This window comes from Aristophania sp. ESL1142 (assembly GCF_058107345.1).
Map to the genome: position 1 here is coordinate 388,797 of NZ_JBYLUH010000002.1, position 15,655 is coordinate 404,451.

Below are 15,655 nucleotides of genomic sequence, written 5' to 3' on the forward strand. Positions count from 1 at the left end.
TCTCTTCAGGAGAGGAGGTACCTCTCCTGATCTCAGTGGCCAGGGGAGTCAGATGCCTGCAGTAGAAAGATAGCCATCCGAAGCTGAACCAAACATTTCATAACGCACCTGCTCATCAGGCAGGTTGTGGGCTTTTAGAAGCTGAACCGTATCACGCATGAAATTGTCAGGGCCACAGATATAATAAAGAGCATTTGGGTTGATCTGAGCTTTGATCCAGTCTTGCGAAATACGTCCCTTATGAAAGGTTACGTTGGGAATTTCTTCTGTTCGTTCTCCGGATGTATAGAATAAATCCGCAGATATCTCTCCCTTGGAAGCAAGGTTTTTAATGCGACTGGTAAAAATGTCGCTTTTTATATCATGGGCGCCATGTATATAGCGGATGGGAGGATGATCTTTCTGGGTAATGAGCATTTCCATCATGGAAATCATCGGCGTAAGACCAACGCCGGCACTCAGGAAAATAATGGGTTTGTCCGAGGTTTCATTTAAATAAAAATCTCCCGCCGGAGCAGAAACGTCAATGACTGTCCCTTCATTGGCTGACTGGTGAAGCCAGTTTGAAACAACGCCTTCTTTGTGACGTTTTACAGTAATCTGGTAGTGGTCATCTGAGGGGATGGATGAAATTGTATAATTCCGGCGTTGCGAGCCGTGTCCTGGAATTGTGAGTTTAAAGCTGAGATACTGACCAGCCTTGTGACGCATGACAGTTTTCCCGTCTTCGGGAACCAGGGTGAAGGATGTGACCTCGGGCGTTTCATCATGACGATGGGCTATTTTGAAACGGCGCCAGCCTTTCCACCCTCCGGGGAGGGCTTCATGTGCCTGATAAATTTCGGCCTCACGATTAATCAGTACATCTGCCAGAAAATTATAGGCTTCTGTCCAGGCTGCCATGATTTCTGGGGTAGCAGCCTCTCCCAGCACATGAGCAATTGCTCCAAGAAGGGCTTTTCCGACAAAAGGATAATGTTCGGGAAGGATATTTAGCCCGACATGTTTTTCAGCAATCCGCTCCAGCATGGCTTTGAGAGCACCTGGGTTATCTATATGGCGCGCATAGGCAAGAACAGCCAGTGCTAAAGCTTTAGGCTGCTCACCGTCCTTTTGATGAGACATATTGAAAAGGTCTCGGATTTCTTCGTCTGAAAGAAGCCTTTTGTACATTTCATGTGTAATATCTAGGCCTTTTGCCTGTAGGGCAGGGACGCACGCTTTAACAATTTCACGCGTCTGGGATGAGAGAGGTTGAATCATTTCCGACTCCAAAGGTGTATAAAAAATACATCTTTGAGATGCTGCTTCTTTGTTAACGTTGTCAATGTATAAATGTCATTTAAGAAATAATGTGCTAGATAATAGATGGCTTGGAGAAGAGGGAAAGAGAGGAAGGTGCTATGCGCTTAACTCTGCATACAGATTACGCATTGCGTGCGCTGATTTACATGACAGTGAAAAACGACCGTCTGGTTTCGATTAAAGAAATTTCAGAAATGTATAAAATTTCTGAAAGCCATTTGGTAAAAGTCATTCATCGTCTGGGGAAAGGCGGTTTTATTAAAACCGTGCGCGGTAATGGCGGCGGAACCCGTTTGGCGCATCCGCCAGAAAAAATCTGTATTGGTGATGTCATCCGTTATACAGAAGAAGAACTTGCGGTCATGGCCTGTATGAATAAAGACCATAAAGCGCAGCATTGTCTGCTTTCGGCAGGGTGTGTCCTCAAAAGGGAGATGGGCAAGGCCCAGGAGGCGTTTCTATCCGTTTTTGACTCTCTTTTCCTTTCAGATGTCGTCACACCTTTTGAGAGGTTGAAGATCAGGAAGGCTGAAGAGGACGGATCTGTGAAATTAAACTCTAATTCCGTCCTTTAAAGCCTATGGCAATCACGTAAAGCTCGCTTGATTCTTTACGTGACGAAGGGGGTTTGACGTGCTTGATCGTTGAGAAATTCTGCTTCATGACATCAAGCATATTTTTTTCAGACCCCCCCTGAAAAACCTTTGCAATAAAGACACCTTTTTCAGCCAGGATCTGTAGTGCAAAATCAAGCGCGTTTTCGGCCAGAGCCATAATACGCAGATGGTCAGTAGCAGCATGTCCCGTTGTGTTGGGAGCCATGTCAGACATGACGATATCAGCCTGTCCACCGAGCATGGATTGTAATGTTTCAGGCATGGACGGGTCCATAAAATCGCCGATAATGATTTCCGCTCCTGGCACGGGGTCGACGGGTAAAAGGTCGACGCCAACAACTTTATGAGCCCCTCTTTTAAGAGCGACTTGCGTCCAACCGCCTGGTGCTGCGCCAAGGTCGACGATCTTGCTATCAGCCTGAATGAGATGGAAACGATCATCAATTTCAATCAGTTTGAAAGCGGCCCGCGAACGCCATCCTTGTTGCCGGGCGGCTGCGACATATGGGTCGTTCAGCTGTCTGTTCAACCATCTTTGCTGGGAAGGTGTTTTTTTGCGTGCTGTCTTAAGCTTTTCCGTTTTTGTTCGGAGCGTCCGTGATGCACCCGCATCATCTGAGCTGAGACGCCTGCCAGGAGTTGCTGATTGTTTGAGAGGCTTGCCAGCAATACGTGTTTTGGCTGAAGACGGTTTCGATTTCATAGCGGAAGGGCCAAAGCTCCTGAACTCATAGATAAACCAGGGACAGGCCGCAAAGCATTTTCCTGGCGAAAACGTAATTTGTTATGTTCTCGAGCCATACGCATAACCATGCCATCACGCAAGCCCCTGTCTGCTATGGTGATGCGCTCTATTGGCCACATGGATTGTATGGCCTCATAAATGGCACACCCCGCGAGTACGAGACTAGAACGGCCATTCCCTATACATGGATGCTGCTCCAATGCAGAGCGAGACATTGTCCTGATCGAGGTAATAGCATGGTTTACTGCTTCAGTACTCAAAATAGTGCCATCTATCCTGCAACGTTCATAACGTTTCAGGTTTAAAGCCACGCCTGCGATCGTCGTTATCGTTCCCGATAGACCGATCATTCTTACATTCTGCCGCGCGACTTCCTGCTTGATGCAGTAAATTTTCTCAAAATTTTCCAATTTGTCGCGCATAAATTTAAAAGCAGCCTGATAGGATTCTTTAGGGGAGAGATGTGCAAAAAGCTCGGTCAGGCTGACAATACCCTGTTTCAGGCTGGTCACGCCTGTCAGATAAGATTTTTGGGACAGACTATCTGTTCTGACCCATGAAAGTTCTGTTGAGCCGCCCCCTATATCGAAAATCAGGGCACGTTCTGCAAACTCTTCTTCTGAAGAAGAAAGCAATGAGCGACAGCTTTCAAGAGCAAGTTCTGCCTCTTCCCTGTCTGAAATAATCTGAATTCTGAGACCTGTCTCATCATAAACTCTTTTGAGAAATTCATGAGAGTTCTCCGCCTGACGACAGACTTCAGTTGCAATGGCGTATGTGGACGAAACAGGCCAGCATCTTATTTTTTTTGCAAAGAGACGCAAACTTCCGAGAGTACGTTCAATAGCCTGCTCATCCAGTCTGCCGGTCAGACTTAGTCCTTCACCGAGTAGGACAGAGGCGCTGAAACGCTCTATGATCTTAAATTTTCCACGAAAACTTTTCACGATCAGCAAGCGGCAGCTTGTTGTTCCCAGGTCAATGGCTGCGTAATAGCAGGGTTTTTCTGAAGTCAACGGCAAGGCTTCATTTTTCGTCAGGGAGACGGTTTGATGCGCGTTCTTCTGCGATATATAACGCATTTTCATCATGTCTCTCCTTTCTACAATGATTAATGCAAGTTGTCTTTTATCGGAGTCATTTTAACGCAATCTGTGAGCAATAAGGTAAATTTTTTCAAATTTCCCTCTTGTATTATGTTCAAGATACCGTTAGAAGTCCGCCAACCGCTTGGGAGATAGTTTAGCGGTAGAACTACCGGCTCTGACCCGGTCAGCCCTGGTTCGAATCCAGGTCTCCCAGCCATGTTTCATTTACATCACATTAGAGTCTCTAGAACTTTAACGGGTTTGCTCGTTAGCGGGAGCTATGCTGTGTGCATTCTGCTTTTTTGTAAGGCTATAGGGCGGCAAAGCTAAAATTCTTTTCAGTTATGAATTATTCTTCCCTTCAAGTGGAGAATTACGCTATGTAGCCTTGCCAACAGCCGGTGAGGCTTATGGCCCTCCGGATTCTGAAGATAATAGTGTTATGGACGTGACGGGGCGATCTATGAATAATTTCCTGAATAATAATCCACTTTATAGTCGTATCCGCGATGCGTTAGCTTTTGATGATGTTCTTGTAGAACCTGCGGCGTCATCGGTTCTGCCAGCACAGGTTTCTGTTACTACAAAACTGACTCGTAAGATCCAGCTCAATATTCCGCTTTTATCCTCAGCGATGGATACGGTAACAGAAGAAGCAATGGCGATTGCCATGGCCCAGCAGGGTGGGCTTGGTGTCATTCATAAAAATCTTACAATTGACGAGCAGGCAGAGCAGGTTCGTAGAGTAAAGAGATTTGAGTCCGGTATGGTCGTGAACCCCGTGACGGTCGGGCCGGATCAGACGCTTGAAGAGGTTCACGCTATTATGGCCAGACACAGGATTTCTGGTTTGCCTGTTGTCGAGGCTGACGGGCGTCTTGTTGGTATTTTGACAAATCGGGACATGCGCTTTGCCAAAGATCGCTCGACGCGTGTGCGTGACCTTATGACGTCAGAAAATCTTGTTACTGTCAGGCATGGTGCACCAGCCGAACAGGCTCGTGACCTGCTTCATAAACATCGTATTGAGAAATTACTTGTGGTTGATCAGGCCGGTCGCTGCGTAGGCTTGATTACGGTAAAAGATATGGACAAAGCGATTGCTCATCCTTTGGCGGTCAAGGACCAGAGAGGGAGCCTCCTTTGTGCTGCAGCTATAGGGGTTGGGGAAGATGGTCTTAAAAGAGCCAAAGAGCTTGTCGGAGCAGGGATTGATGTCCTCGTGGTCGACACGGCGCATGGCCACTCCCAAGGTGTTCTGAAAACAGTTTCTTATCTGAGAGAGCAATATGATGAGGTTCAGATTATTGCTGGCAATGTCGCAACACCAGAAGCAGCACAGGCATTGATTGAAGCTGGGGCCGATTGTATCAAGATCGGCATTGGACCAGGCTCAATCTGCACGACGCGTATTGTTGCTGGCGTTGGTGTTCCCCAGTTCTCTGCTGTATTGGAAACGGCAGCTGCTTGTCATGAAAAAGATATTTCGGCTATTGCTGATGGCGGGATCAGAACATCTGGCGATATCGTCAAGGCCATTGGGGCTGGGGCAGACGTGGTGATGGTCGGTTCTCTTCTGGCTGGCTGTGAGGAAAGTCCGGGTGAGACATTCCTGCATCAGGGACGCACCTATAAGGCATATCGCGGTATGGGGTCTCTCGGGGCAATGGCTCGTGGATCGGCTGATCGTTATTTCCAAGCTGAAGTCAGTGATAGCCTGAAGCTTGTGCCTGAAGGAATCGAAGGACAAGTACCTTATCGTGGTGCAATGGCAGCAGTTATTCACCAGCTCGTTGGGGGACTGCGTGCAGGGATGGGATATACAGGTTCAGCTTCTATTTCTGAACTTCAGAAAAAGGTGCAGTTCCGCCGTATCACCAATGCCGGCTTGAGAGAAAGCCATGTTCATGACGTAACAATCACGCGTGAAGCACCTAATTATCGTTTTGAATGAGGCTTTACTCTTTTCATTCACCCTTGAAATAGGGTAGGCGAAGGGGCATGACCCCTTCTGCCCGTATTTCCGGGGCTATTGATCTGCTTTGTGCGATTCAGAATGCCCCATTCCGTCCAGCTGATGCGACTGCCAATAATTTTTTTCGTGAACGGCGTTATATAGGTGGCGGCGATCGCCGTGCGATCTCTTCATTAGTATGGGATATATTACGTAACTGGCGGCGTCTTCACTGGCACTTGAGAGCCAGAGAAGATGAACGTCAAAGTGATATATCACCGAGATTGCTGTGTGGTGCCCAGCTTTTCTTTTCAGGACAGTCCTTAAATTCAGTAAAGGCGCTCTTTAGCGGGGAGCGTTACAGCCCTGACAGTCTGACTGAACGGGAGACCTTGATCCTTGATTCCTTGCAGGGAAAAAGCCTCAGTGATGCGCGCCAGTCCAGGGCTGTAAGACTTGAAGTGCCGGATTGGCTTATGCCTCTTTTTGAAAAGGATTTTGGAGAGAGAGTTGAAGAAGAGTTGCAGGCCCTTTTAACGCTGCCAACACTTGACCTCCGTGTTAATCTGCTGAAAGCGACGAGAGAAAGTGCGAAAATTGCTCTTCGGAAAGAAGGGTTTGAAGCACTTGATACGCTGTATTCTCCCTGGGGTTTACGTCTGAAAGGGCGGCATCCTGTCACATCCACAAAGGCTTTTCAGAGCGGCTTGATCGAAATTCAGGATGAAGGCAGCCAGTTGATCGCTGCGGCAGTTGAAGCGAAAGCAGGGCAGCGTGTTCTGGATTATTGTGCAGGAGCCGGTGGAAAAACGCTGGCTTTAGCTATGACGATGGAAAATAAAGGCCAGATTATTGCCTGCGATGTTTCCAGACCAAGACTTGAAGGATCCATAAAGCGTTTCCGGCGTGCTAGTGTTCATAACGTGACACGGCATCTGCTTGAGGAAGGTGATAAATGGGTCAAAAGACGTGAAGGGAGCTTTGATACCGTTCTGGTTGATGCACCTTGTTCTGGAACAGGAACATGGCGGCGTAACCCGGATGCACGACTGCGCTTTTCAGAGCAGGATCTTGAAGAGCTTGTGGTAAAGCAGGCCCAGATTCTTAAAACTGCTTCCAAATTAGTAAAACCAGGGGGAAGACTGGTTTACGCGACATGCTCTCTGTTATCAGCAGAAAATGATTGTCAAAAAGACCGTTTCCTGACTGGGAATGAGCAATTTGCTCTGGAAAAGCCATCTGAAATGTCAGTATGGTTACCCAGTGAGTTGAAGCAGCGTGCCAGTTTTTCCTTAACGCCTGGGACAAATGGTACTGATGGTTTTTACGTTTCCGTTTTCAAAAGAAAGTCGTGATATTAATAAAAAGGGTTCGCCCCTAATAATAATTTTAAGTCCATAAGCAGAAATGTCTGCTTTCAAAGGAGCGTGCTGAGATGAATTATGATGTTCTGCTTGGACTGGCTACTACCTTTGGAGCGGGCGTTTTGGCCCAGTGGGTGGCCTGGCGTTTTCGTCTTCCGGCAATCGTGTTGCTTTTTGGGTTGGGGTTGTTATTTGGTCCTCTGCTGGGATGGCTTCACCCTTCCGAGACGATGGGGTGGGCGTTTCGTCCCCTTATTTCACTTCTGGTTGCTCTTGTCGTTTTTGAAGGCGGGATGGTACTTGATATCCGGCAATTACGCGAAGCGGGAGAGGGGATATCACGCCTGACGAAAATAGCCCTTCCTGTTAACTGGGCCTTAGGAAGTATTGCTGCACATTATGTAGCCCATTTTGATTGGGGGACAGCCTGTCTTTTTGGAGCGATCGTTGTTGTGACAGGCCCAACAGTGGTATTGCCGCTTTTGCGGCATAATAAATTACAACCCAGAGTGGCTGCCTTCTTGCGCTGGGAAGCGATCGTCAATGACCCGATTGGTGCTATTCTAGCGGCCATTATCCTGCAAATTGTGCTCTTTAAGACCGATAGTGGCATGGCTCAGTTCTTTGCGCAGACTCTGCCAAATATTTTGATTGCAGGAATTGAATCAGTTGTTGCAGGGATTATTCCGGCTTATCTGGTGCGTTATCTCTTTACCCGTGATCTGATGCCGGAGTCTCTTAAAGTACCGCTCCTTCTAACGATTGCTCTATTAATTTTTCAGTTATGTACAATCGAAATGGAAGGTGCAGGACTGATTGCTGTTACTATTTTTGGTATGGCAATTACCAATCTGCATATTCCCGGCGGCAATGAGCTGAAACGAACCAAGGAATCACTGGTGGTTCTGATCGTTTCTATCCTGTTTATTCTTCTGACAGCCGATCTCGAACGCTCTGTATTGGCTAAAGTTTCCTGGTCCATCGTGTTGCTGACCTTGGTTATGCTCCTTGTTGTCAGACCGTTAGGGATATTTATTTCAACGATCGGTGCGAATATGACCTGGCAGGAACGACTCTTTGTCGGGTGGATCGCTCCGCGCGGGATTGTCGCAGCCTCTGTCGCGGGGGCGATTGGGATCAAATTATCAGATGCAGGCTTTGAGTCTGCCGAGCTTATTATGCCGGCTGTATTCATGCTGATTGCCGTGACTATGATCTGTCACGGTTTTACTTTGCGGCCTTTGGCGCGACGGTTGAAACTGACCTTGTCGGATGAGCCGGCTCTGGCCATCCTTGGTGCCAATCCGATTTCCGTTAATTTGGCAGACTGCCTTAATAAAATATCGGTCCCGGTTCTGTTGATAGATAATCAGGCTGACGGACTGAGAGATGCGGCTAATCGTGGGATTCCTGTTTTAAAGGCAGAACTGCTTTCGACGCATGGTCAGGTTTCTCTGGAAGAAAGACCTGCTGATTATCTTTTAGCTATGACAGCTGATGTCATTTATGACGGGATGGTGTGCGGTCTTCTGGCTCCTTCAATGGGCAGGCAAAGGGTTTTCCAGATTAGCCCAGGTGTTGCGAAACTTGATAATTATCGTGGTTTGTCAAGAGATGCCCGGGGTAAGGTCCTGGGAGAGCCTTCATGGAGTTTTTCTTTTTTTGAAACGCTCTATCAGCGTGGATGGAGGTTCGTTACAAAAAGCGTGACACAATCAGGCTATGATTTTGGAGCGGATGAAAATCGTTATGATTTGATCCTTATCAGGCGTGGTGTTTTCATTATTGTACGTTCTGCCGAAGATTCGATTTCAATTGTTCCACAGTTGGATGACATCGTGATCAGTTTATCCCCGGTTGAATAACAGGTGTTAAAAAATAAAGAATGTCATAATTAACTAGTGTCTTGTTTGTGATATGGTGGTAGATATCTGAGAAGATTCTACGCGAGATGGACCTTTTTTGTCCTTGGTCATACTTATATCTCAAAGTGAGGTCGCGGACGTCCCTAATGGTTCTATCTCAGATTTCAACAATAAAGCTACGCTTCTAACTTTCATATAGCCAGTTATAGAATGCCGAGGCGTAATTTTATTTATAGGACTGGATTTGTTCATGGCTGGTGGTCGCCCCATTCTGGTTGTTGATGATGATGAGACACTTTGTCACCTTTTAGCTGAACAATTACGGACAGGAGGTGAGTTTCTCCCGACTGAAGCAAAAACATTGAAAGAAGCGCGTGAATATTTCTCTTCTAAGGATGCGCGCTATGATGCCGTGCTTCTTGACGTAAGTCTGCCAGATGGAGACGGGCGTGATTTTTGTGCTGAGCTACGCAAAAAAGGCCTAAAAATGCCTGTAATCATGCTTACAGGTTCAGATGCGGAGCATGATATTGTCCGTGGCCTGGATTCGGGGGCGAATGATTATATTGCAAAGCCATTTCGTCCTGCCGAGCTGATGGCCCGTTTAAGAGCCCAGTTAAGGATTTTTGAGAGCAGTGAAGATGTCGTCTTCGAAATTGGGGACTATATTTTCAGCCCTTCCCGCAAGTTGCTGACTGAAAAAGCAAGCGGCCAGCGTATCCATCTGACAGAGAAAGAGACTGCTATTCTCAAGTTTCTTTATCGTTCTGGTGAAGAGCCTATTATCCGTCAGGTTATGCTTAACGAGGTGTGGGGGTATAATGCTGGCGTGACGACTCATACGCTGGAGACTCATATTTATCGTTTGCGTCAGAAAATTGAAAAAGATCCTGCCCATGCAACCCTTCTGGTCACAGAAGGCGGCGGTTATCGTTTAAATGTAAATCATTGACAGCTAAAAAAGAGGAACCCTTTTTATAGTGAAAAGGGTTCCTCTTTAATCAGGGCCGCTTTAGTCGGCAGTGATTTTTCATAATGTCAATTCAGCCAGAACTGGAACGTGGTCCGAAGGGGGCTGCCAGTCTCGTGCGGCAGAGAAGATGTCTATTCTTTTGAGAGCAGGGCGTAAATCGGGAGTGATCCAGATATGATCCAGTCGTCTTCCCCGGTTTGATTTTTTCCAGTCACGGTTGCGATAGGACCACCAAGTATAAAGTTTTTGTGGTTCTGGTGAGAGAAACCTCATTGCATCTATAAAGCCCTGTTTTTCCCATTCATTATGCCGGGTCGTTTCAGGAGGTGTATGGCTTACGACTTTTAGAAGCTGTTTGTGACTCCAAACGTCATGCTCCAGTGGTGCTGTATTAAGATCTCCTACAAGGATGCTTCTCTGGGGGGTGTTATTTTTGAACCAGGCCGTGGCTTCCTCAATAAATTGCAGTTTATGGGCGAATTTGGGGTTGGTGTCGGGGTCAGGAATATCCCCTCCAGCTGGGACGTAAAAATTATGAATGGTGACATTTCCTGATTCTGTCTGAATCTGTGCTGCGATATGGCGGCAGTCATCTTTTTGACACCATTGAGGCGTGTCTGTGACAGGCGTGAGAGGATAACGGGAGAGAATAGCAACGCCGTTATAGGATTTCATACCTTTGAAATGTGTATAACAGTAACCGATATCAGTAATTTCCTGTATCGGGAAAAGCTCATCAGGGACTTTTGTCTCCTGGAGGCAGATAATGTCTGGATCAATCTCTTCAACTAATTGCCTGAGCAGCGGCAGACGTAATCTCAGGGAATTAATGTTCCATGTAACAAATTTCATAAAGGATCACCTGGAAAGAGATTTAAAAGGGCTGAATTTTATCTTCTAACAGAATTTAGAAATCGGGACAGAATTTCACTGATTTTACAGTGTTATGTGGCCTTCCGGAATGTTAGATTATAGCGTATTGAGCCTGTTAGAGGGTGCTTTCCGGTCTTTATGGTATCTATGCCATGAAAGGTAAGACGCGAAGGTCCACCCCAGACAAGCACGTCACCATGAAAAAGCGTAAAGCGTAAAGCGTTTTATCCTGTCTTTCCGCTGTAGTCCTCCCCATAGAAAACTAGCTTCCAGACCGACAGAAACAGAGATTATGGGTTTGGAAAAATCCTGTTCATCTTTATCCTGATGCAAGGTCAGGCGTGAGCCTGGGAGATAGCGGTTTATCAGACAGGAATCTGGCATGAAATCATGATAGCCTGCCCTTATTGCGGCCTCTTTTGCTAATGTCAGGAAAAGAGGAGGGATTGGGGGCCAGTTTCTGCCGTTTTTAGGATCAATCGAAGAATATCGATATCCCTTTTCATCGCTTATCCAGCCGGAAGAGCCGCAATGAATCATAGCGACAGACATGGTTTTTTCGTTTGGCGTCACCATATGACGGAAAGGGAAGAGTGTTTCAAGATGATGGATATGAATGACAATTTCTTTGGCCCATTTCAGGGCAAAGCCGCCGAGTAATATGGCTCCACGGTCGATTGTGAGGTGATTTCGCGTCTCAGGAAACAGATCATCAGTCATGAAATGATCCATAAATGCTCTTTCTATATGATAAAGACTCACTAGAATTATATATAAATTGTGATCGTAATTGACAAAAGAAAGATGACGCCAGTGTTTCCCTCCTCTCTGACCTTCGATACACATATTGATATTCCATGGCAGGAAAAAACGCCTGAAGGATTGCCTGTCTGGGAAAAGCCTGATGAGGAAGAGCTCAAAAGCTTATGGATGCTGGAAACGAAAAGACGTTTTACAATTCCTAAGGCCCGAAAAGGGGGGCTGACATCGGTTTGCCTGACAGCTTATTGCCCGCAAGGCCCTTTGACGCAAGAAGGACATGAAGCAGCCTGGAAACGTGTGAATGCCATGCTGGAAGTCATTCATTCAATCCCAGAGACTGTAAGTAATAAGGAGAATGTCAGGATATGCATCAAGGCGGGAGATATTATTGAAACCGTCGAGGAAAAAGGGATTTCCATCACGCCTGTGATAGAAAATGGCTATGTCATCGGTAATGACCCATCACGTATTGCTTTTTTGAGCGAGACTTATGGGGTGCGTTATATCACCCTGACACATAATGGGAATAATCTTCTGGCAGATTCGGCTGTAAAAAGAGGGGATCAGTCCATACAACATGGAGGGCTCTCGTCATTAGGCAGGGAAGTCATCAAAGAGATGAACAGGATGGGAATTCTGGTTGATATCTCACACGGCTCTTATGAGACCATGATGCAGGCTGTATCTTCTTCAAGCATACCGGTTTTTGCTAGTCATTCCTGTATTAAGGCTCTTTGTGATCATCCGCGTAACCTTGATGATCGTCAGCTTGCAACTTTGGCCGATGCTGGAGGAGTTATCCAGATTACGGCAATGAGTCCCTTTTTAAAGAGAGGCGGAGGCGGCACGCTAGATGATCTTATTGCCCATATCCAGTATGGCGTGAAACTAATGGGAATTGAACATGTTGGAATATCGTCCGATTTTGATGGTGGGGGCGGTATTAATGGATGGTCGGATGTATCTGAAACATGGAAGGTTACTCAGGCTCTCGAGAAAGCAGGGTTTGATGAAAGTGAGCGTCAGGCTCTTTGGGGAGGGAACATGATGCGTCTTCTACAGAAGGCAGAAAAGGCGAATGCTGGATGAATAAGCCTGTTCCGACAGATTTAAGATTCGAATCGAAGTGCGTATAAGTAAGTCAAGAGGATAAAACACCATAAACGATGAATATATGTCGATTTTGTCCACTATTTTTGATGAATTTGGTCTTGACAGTAATTTTGCCGTTTAGAAGGGTGTTTTTGCCGTTAATTGCGAAAGTTTTTTATTAAGGTTCCTTGTTTTTCAATAGGTTATGAATAGTGTCTAAAAAATGAGCAATCTAAGGAGAAGAGCGGTAAACCCTTGTCTGTCAGCATTTTCCCAAGAACTATCCACAGCCTTCTCCACAAGAATAGTGGATGAGTGAAAGATGGAAATGTCGTTACCCTCTAACCCTCTAATAAATCAGAGTTCTGAACATAAAATGGGCGTTGAGGCCATTCGTCATGCCTTGAAAACGATTCCCAGTAATCCGGGTGTGTACAGAATGTTGGGAGAAAATGGTCAGGTGCTTTATGTCGGCAAGGCCCTTGATCTTAAAAAACGTGTCACATCCTATACGCACCTCAACCGTCTGCCAGAACGCCTGAAATTAATGGTTTCTCTGACGGTCTCAATGGAAATTGTTGTAACGAAGACCGAGGCAGAAGCACTCCTTCTTGAGGCAAATTATATCAAGAAGATGAAGCCGAGATTTAATATTCTTCTTCGTGATGACAAAAGCTTTCCCTGGCTCATGCTTACTATGGATCATGAGTTTCCTAGACTGTTAAGACAGAGGGGAAAGCCTGTTCCTGGCGCAGTCTATTGGGGGCCCTTTGCCTCAGCCTGGGCTGTTGACCAGACATTACAATTATTGCAGCGTGCTTTTCTCCTCAGAACCTGTTCTGACAATGTCTTTTCTTCACGGACGCGTCCCTGCCTGCTTTACCAGATTAAACGCTGTTCTGCTCCTTGTGTTGACCGTATCAAAGAAGAGGATTACGCGCATTTTGTTTCACAGGCCCGGGAATTTCTGGCTGGTGGTGGGCAAGCTCTTCAGCAGAAATTAACCCAGGAAATGGAGCGGGCAGCTGAAGATATGGCTTTTGAGCGGGCAGCTCTGATCAGGGACCGCATCAGGGGATTTGCCTCCATAAGAGCATCAAGTGCTGTAAACCCAACAAGTATCAAGCAGGCTGATGTTATGGCTTTATGGCAAGAAGCCGGGCAAAGCTGCGTTCAGGTTTTCTTTATTCGGGGCGGTCGCAATAATGGAAATCGTGCATTTTATCCATTGCATGATAAGGATGCACGTGCTGAGGAAATTCTTTCAGCATTTATGATGCAGTTTTATGAAAATAAAGTGCCTCCTTCTTTGATTCTGACAAATATAGAATTGCCAGATAAAGTACTTATTGAAGATGCCTTAAGATTGCGGCGGGAGGGGAAGGTTACGCTTACTGTGCCGCAAAAAGGTGAGAAAAAGGAGGTTCTGGACCATGCGGTTTTAAATGCCCGTGAAGCATTGGAACGCAAATTGGCAGAAAGTATGGGGCAGGCTAAATTATTATCTCAGGTTGCAGAATTATTTGGCCTGGATGCTCCTCCTAAGCGGATCGAAGTTTACGATAACTCCCATATTATGGGGCAGGCACCTTATGGCGTCATGATCGTAGGGGGGGCAGAAGGCTTTGAGCGGCGCTCTTATCGTAAATATTCAATTAAGGGACCTGTTACCCCTGGTGATGATTTTGGTATGATGCGTGAAGTTATGACGCGCCGTTTTGCACGGATGGTAAAAGGAGAAGGAAAGGAAGGTGACAGCGCCCTCCAAAAACCTGATCTTTTGCTCATCGATGGTGGAAAAGGACAGGTCAGCGCCGTTAAGGAAATTCTGGAATCCTTGGGGATAACAGATATACCACTTGTAGGGATCGCAAAAGGTGTTGACCGTAATGCTGGGCGTGAGTGGTTTTTTGTAGAAGGGAAGGAACCATTTCAGCTCCCTGAACGTGACCCCGTCCTTTATTATCTCCAGCGTTTACGTGACGAAGCTCATAGATTCGCCATTACGACGCACAGGTCTGGTCGTTCAAAATTATTGACCCATTCTCGTCTGGATGATGTTCCAAATATCGGATCAGTCCGTAAAAAGGCTCTCCTGGCACGTTTTGGCTCTGTAAAAGGTGTCATGCAGGCAACAATTGAGGAATTAAGGACGGTGCCGGGCATTAATAAGGATACAGCTAACGGCATTTATGGATATTTTCACCCTGAATATGGTCGTTAGTGGGGATGCGAAAATAATTATTTATGCTAAGCTTATAAAAGCATAGATTTTCTAACAGACATTCGTCAGTTTTATAACCATTCGGCATGTTTTGAGGTTCTGTCAGGATGTTTTTTACAATTCCTAATATCCTAACGCTCTTTCGGATCGTTTGTATTCCGCTGCTTGTTATTTTATTGGGTTTCCAGACAGGTATAACCGACGTTATCGCTCTTGGGATATATATTCTGGCGTGTGTTACAGATTATCTTGATGGCGAGGTTGCCAGACGGACCAACCAGCTTTCTGAGTTGGGGCGCATGATGGACCCTATTGCTGATAAATTACTTGTAGGAGCGCTTTTACTGGCGCTTGCAGGGCTTGGGCATCTGAAATATTACTCTCTTTATGCGGCCATCATTATCCTGTTGAGAGAAATTGCTGTTAGTGGCCTGCGTGAATTTATGGCAACCTATCAAGATAAAATCCCTTCAACGAGACTTGCTAAATGGAAAACAGGGTTGCAGATGGTAGCTCTGGGTTTTCTGGTAGTTGGAAATAAAGGGGTAGTGCAACTTCATCTGGAAGGATTTCCAGCTCTTATAATAGGCGCAATACTCCTCTGGCTTTCAGTCATACCTACTGTTTTAACTGGTTGGGAATATTTAAAAGCAGGTCTGAGACGGATGCGGATGAATTAAAAATCTCGCAGAATTATTTTAGACACAATCTAAGTGTATGTGGCTATACATATGCTAATAATTCGTTATGCTGCATCGTAGAATGAGATTATTTAAAAGGCGGCTATGGCGAA

14 protein-coding genes and 1 tRNA gene are annotated in these 15,655 nt (G+C 46.0%); 9 read left to right on the plus strand and 6 right to left on the minus strand.

The window, feature by feature from the left end:
• Positions 1–48 precede the first annotated feature (48 nt).
• Complete coding sequence (gene hmpA, locus AC3B6P_RS09400) at positions 49–1,263, minus strand: NO-inducible flavohemoprotein (protein WP_489805872.1); 1,215 nt, start codon at positions 1,261–1,263, stop codon at positions 49–51.
• A 140-nt stretch (positions 1,264–1,403) separates the two neighbouring features.
• On the opposite strand from hmpA, the gene AC3B6P_RS09405 reads away from it, so the two are divergent.
• A complete protein-coding gene (locus AC3B6P_RS09405; protein WP_489805873.1) occupies positions 1,404–1,880 on the plus strand; it encodes an RrF2 family transcriptional regulator in 477 nt (158 codons plus the stop codon).
• Here the strand turns inward: AC3B6P_RS09405 and AC3B6P_RS09410 are convergent.
• Both AC3B6P_RS09410 and AC3B6P_RS09415 read right to left on the minus strand, forming a co-directional pair.
• Positions 1,864–2,625: an RlmE family RNA methyltransferase gene (locus AC3B6P_RS09410; protein WP_489805874.1), complete on the minus strand. Its 762-nt coding sequence runs from the start codon at positions 2,623–2,625 to the stop codon at positions 1,864–1,866. The two genes, AC3B6P_RS09405 and AC3B6P_RS09410, sit on opposite strands and share 17 nt — an antisense overlap.
• The gene (locus tag AC3B6P_RS09415; RefSeq protein WP_489805875.1) at positions 2,622–3,758 is read right to left on the minus strand and encodes a Ppx/GppA phosphatase family protein; all 1,137 of its coding nucleotides are present in this window, start codon (positions 3,756–3,758) and stop codon (positions 2,622–2,624) included. Before AC3B6P_RS09415 ends, AC3B6P_RS09410 begins: the two co-directional genes overlap by 4 nt.
• Before the next feature lie 140 nt (positions 3,759–3,898).
• Between AC3B6P_RS09415 and AC3B6P_RS09420 the strand changes: the two genes are divergently transcribed.
• The 5 genes from AC3B6P_RS09420 (at position 3,899) to AC3B6P_RS09440 (ending at position 9,890) form a co-directional block, all read left to right on the plus strand.
• Positions 3,899–3,972, plus strand: a tRNA-Gln gene (locus AC3B6P_RS09420).
• 246 nt (positions 3,973–4,218) lie between these two features.
• Complete coding sequence (gene guaB, locus AC3B6P_RS09425; protein WP_489805876.1) at positions 4,219–5,709, plus strand: IMP dehydrogenase; 1,491 nt, start codon at positions 4,219–4,221, stop codon at positions 5,707–5,709.
• 47 nt (positions 5,710–5,756) lie between these two features.
• On the plus strand, positions 5,757–7,064 hold the full coding sequence (locus AC3B6P_RS09430) for an RsmB/NOP family class I SAM-dependent RNA methyltransferase (protein WP_489805877.1): 1,308 nt from the start codon (positions 5,757–5,759) through the stop codon (positions 7,062–7,064).
• 80 nt (positions 7,065–7,144) lie between these two features.
• The gene (locus tag AC3B6P_RS09435; RefSeq protein ID WP_489805878.1) at positions 7,145–8,938 is read left to right on the plus strand and encodes a cation:proton antiporter; all 1,794 of its coding nucleotides are present in this window, start codon (positions 7,145–7,147) and stop codon (positions 8,936–8,938) included.
• Positions 8,939–9,188: 250 nt separating this feature from the next.
• Positions 9,189–9,890, plus strand: coding sequence for a response regulator transcription factor (locus tag AC3B6P_RS09440; RefSeq protein WP_489805879.1), 702 nt, complete (start codon positions 9,189–9,191; stop codon positions 9,888–9,890).
• A 78-nt stretch (positions 9,891–9,968) separates the two neighbouring features.
• Here AC3B6P_RS09440 and xth read toward each other — a convergent pair whose 3' ends face one another.
• From xth to AC3B6P_RS09455, 3 genes are all read right to left on the minus strand, one after another.
• Positions 9,969–10,763, minus strand: a complete 795-nt coding sequence (gene xth, locus AC3B6P_RS09445) for an exodeoxyribonuclease III (RefSeq protein ID WP_489805880.1) — start codon at positions 10,761–10,763, stop codon at positions 9,969–9,971.
• A 92-nt stretch (positions 10,764–10,855) separates the two neighbouring features.
• Complete coding sequence (locus tag AC3B6P_RS09450; RefSeq protein ID WP_489805881.1) at positions 10,856–10,975, minus strand: alpha-ketoglutarate-dependent dioxygenase AlkB; 120 nt, start codon at positions 10,973–10,975, stop codon at positions 10,856–10,858.
• A 1-nt stretch (position 10,976) separates the two neighbouring features.
• The gene (locus AC3B6P_RS09455) at positions 10,977–11,516 is read right to left on the minus strand and encodes an alpha-ketoglutarate-dependent dioxygenase AlkB (protein ID WP_489805882.1); all 540 of its coding nucleotides are present in this window, start codon (positions 11,514–11,516) and stop codon (positions 10,977–10,979) included.
• Between the two features lie 72 nt (positions 11,517–11,588).
• On the opposite strand from AC3B6P_RS09455, the gene AC3B6P_RS09460 reads away from it, so the two are divergent.
• The 3 genes from AC3B6P_RS09460 (at position 11,589) to pgsA (ending at position 15,542) form a co-directional block, all read left to right on the plus strand.
• Entirely contained in the window at positions 11,589–12,635 is a 1,047-nt protein-coding gene (locus AC3B6P_RS09460) for a dipeptidase (protein ID WP_489805883.1), read from the plus strand.
• Positions 12,636–12,966: 331 nt separating this feature from the next.
• A complete protein-coding gene (uvrC, locus tag AC3B6P_RS09465; protein WP_489805884.1) occupies positions 12,967–14,862 on the plus strand; it encodes an excinuclease ABC subunit UvrC in 1,896 nt (631 codons plus the stop codon).
• A gap of 107 nt (positions 14,863–14,969) precedes the next feature.
• A complete protein-coding gene (gene pgsA, locus AC3B6P_RS09470) occupies positions 14,970–15,542 on the plus strand; it encodes a CDP-diacylglycerol--glycerol-3-phosphate 3-phosphatidyltransferase (RefSeq protein WP_489805885.1) in 573 nt (190 codons plus the stop codon).
• Positions 15,543–15,655: the final 113 nt, after the last annotated feature.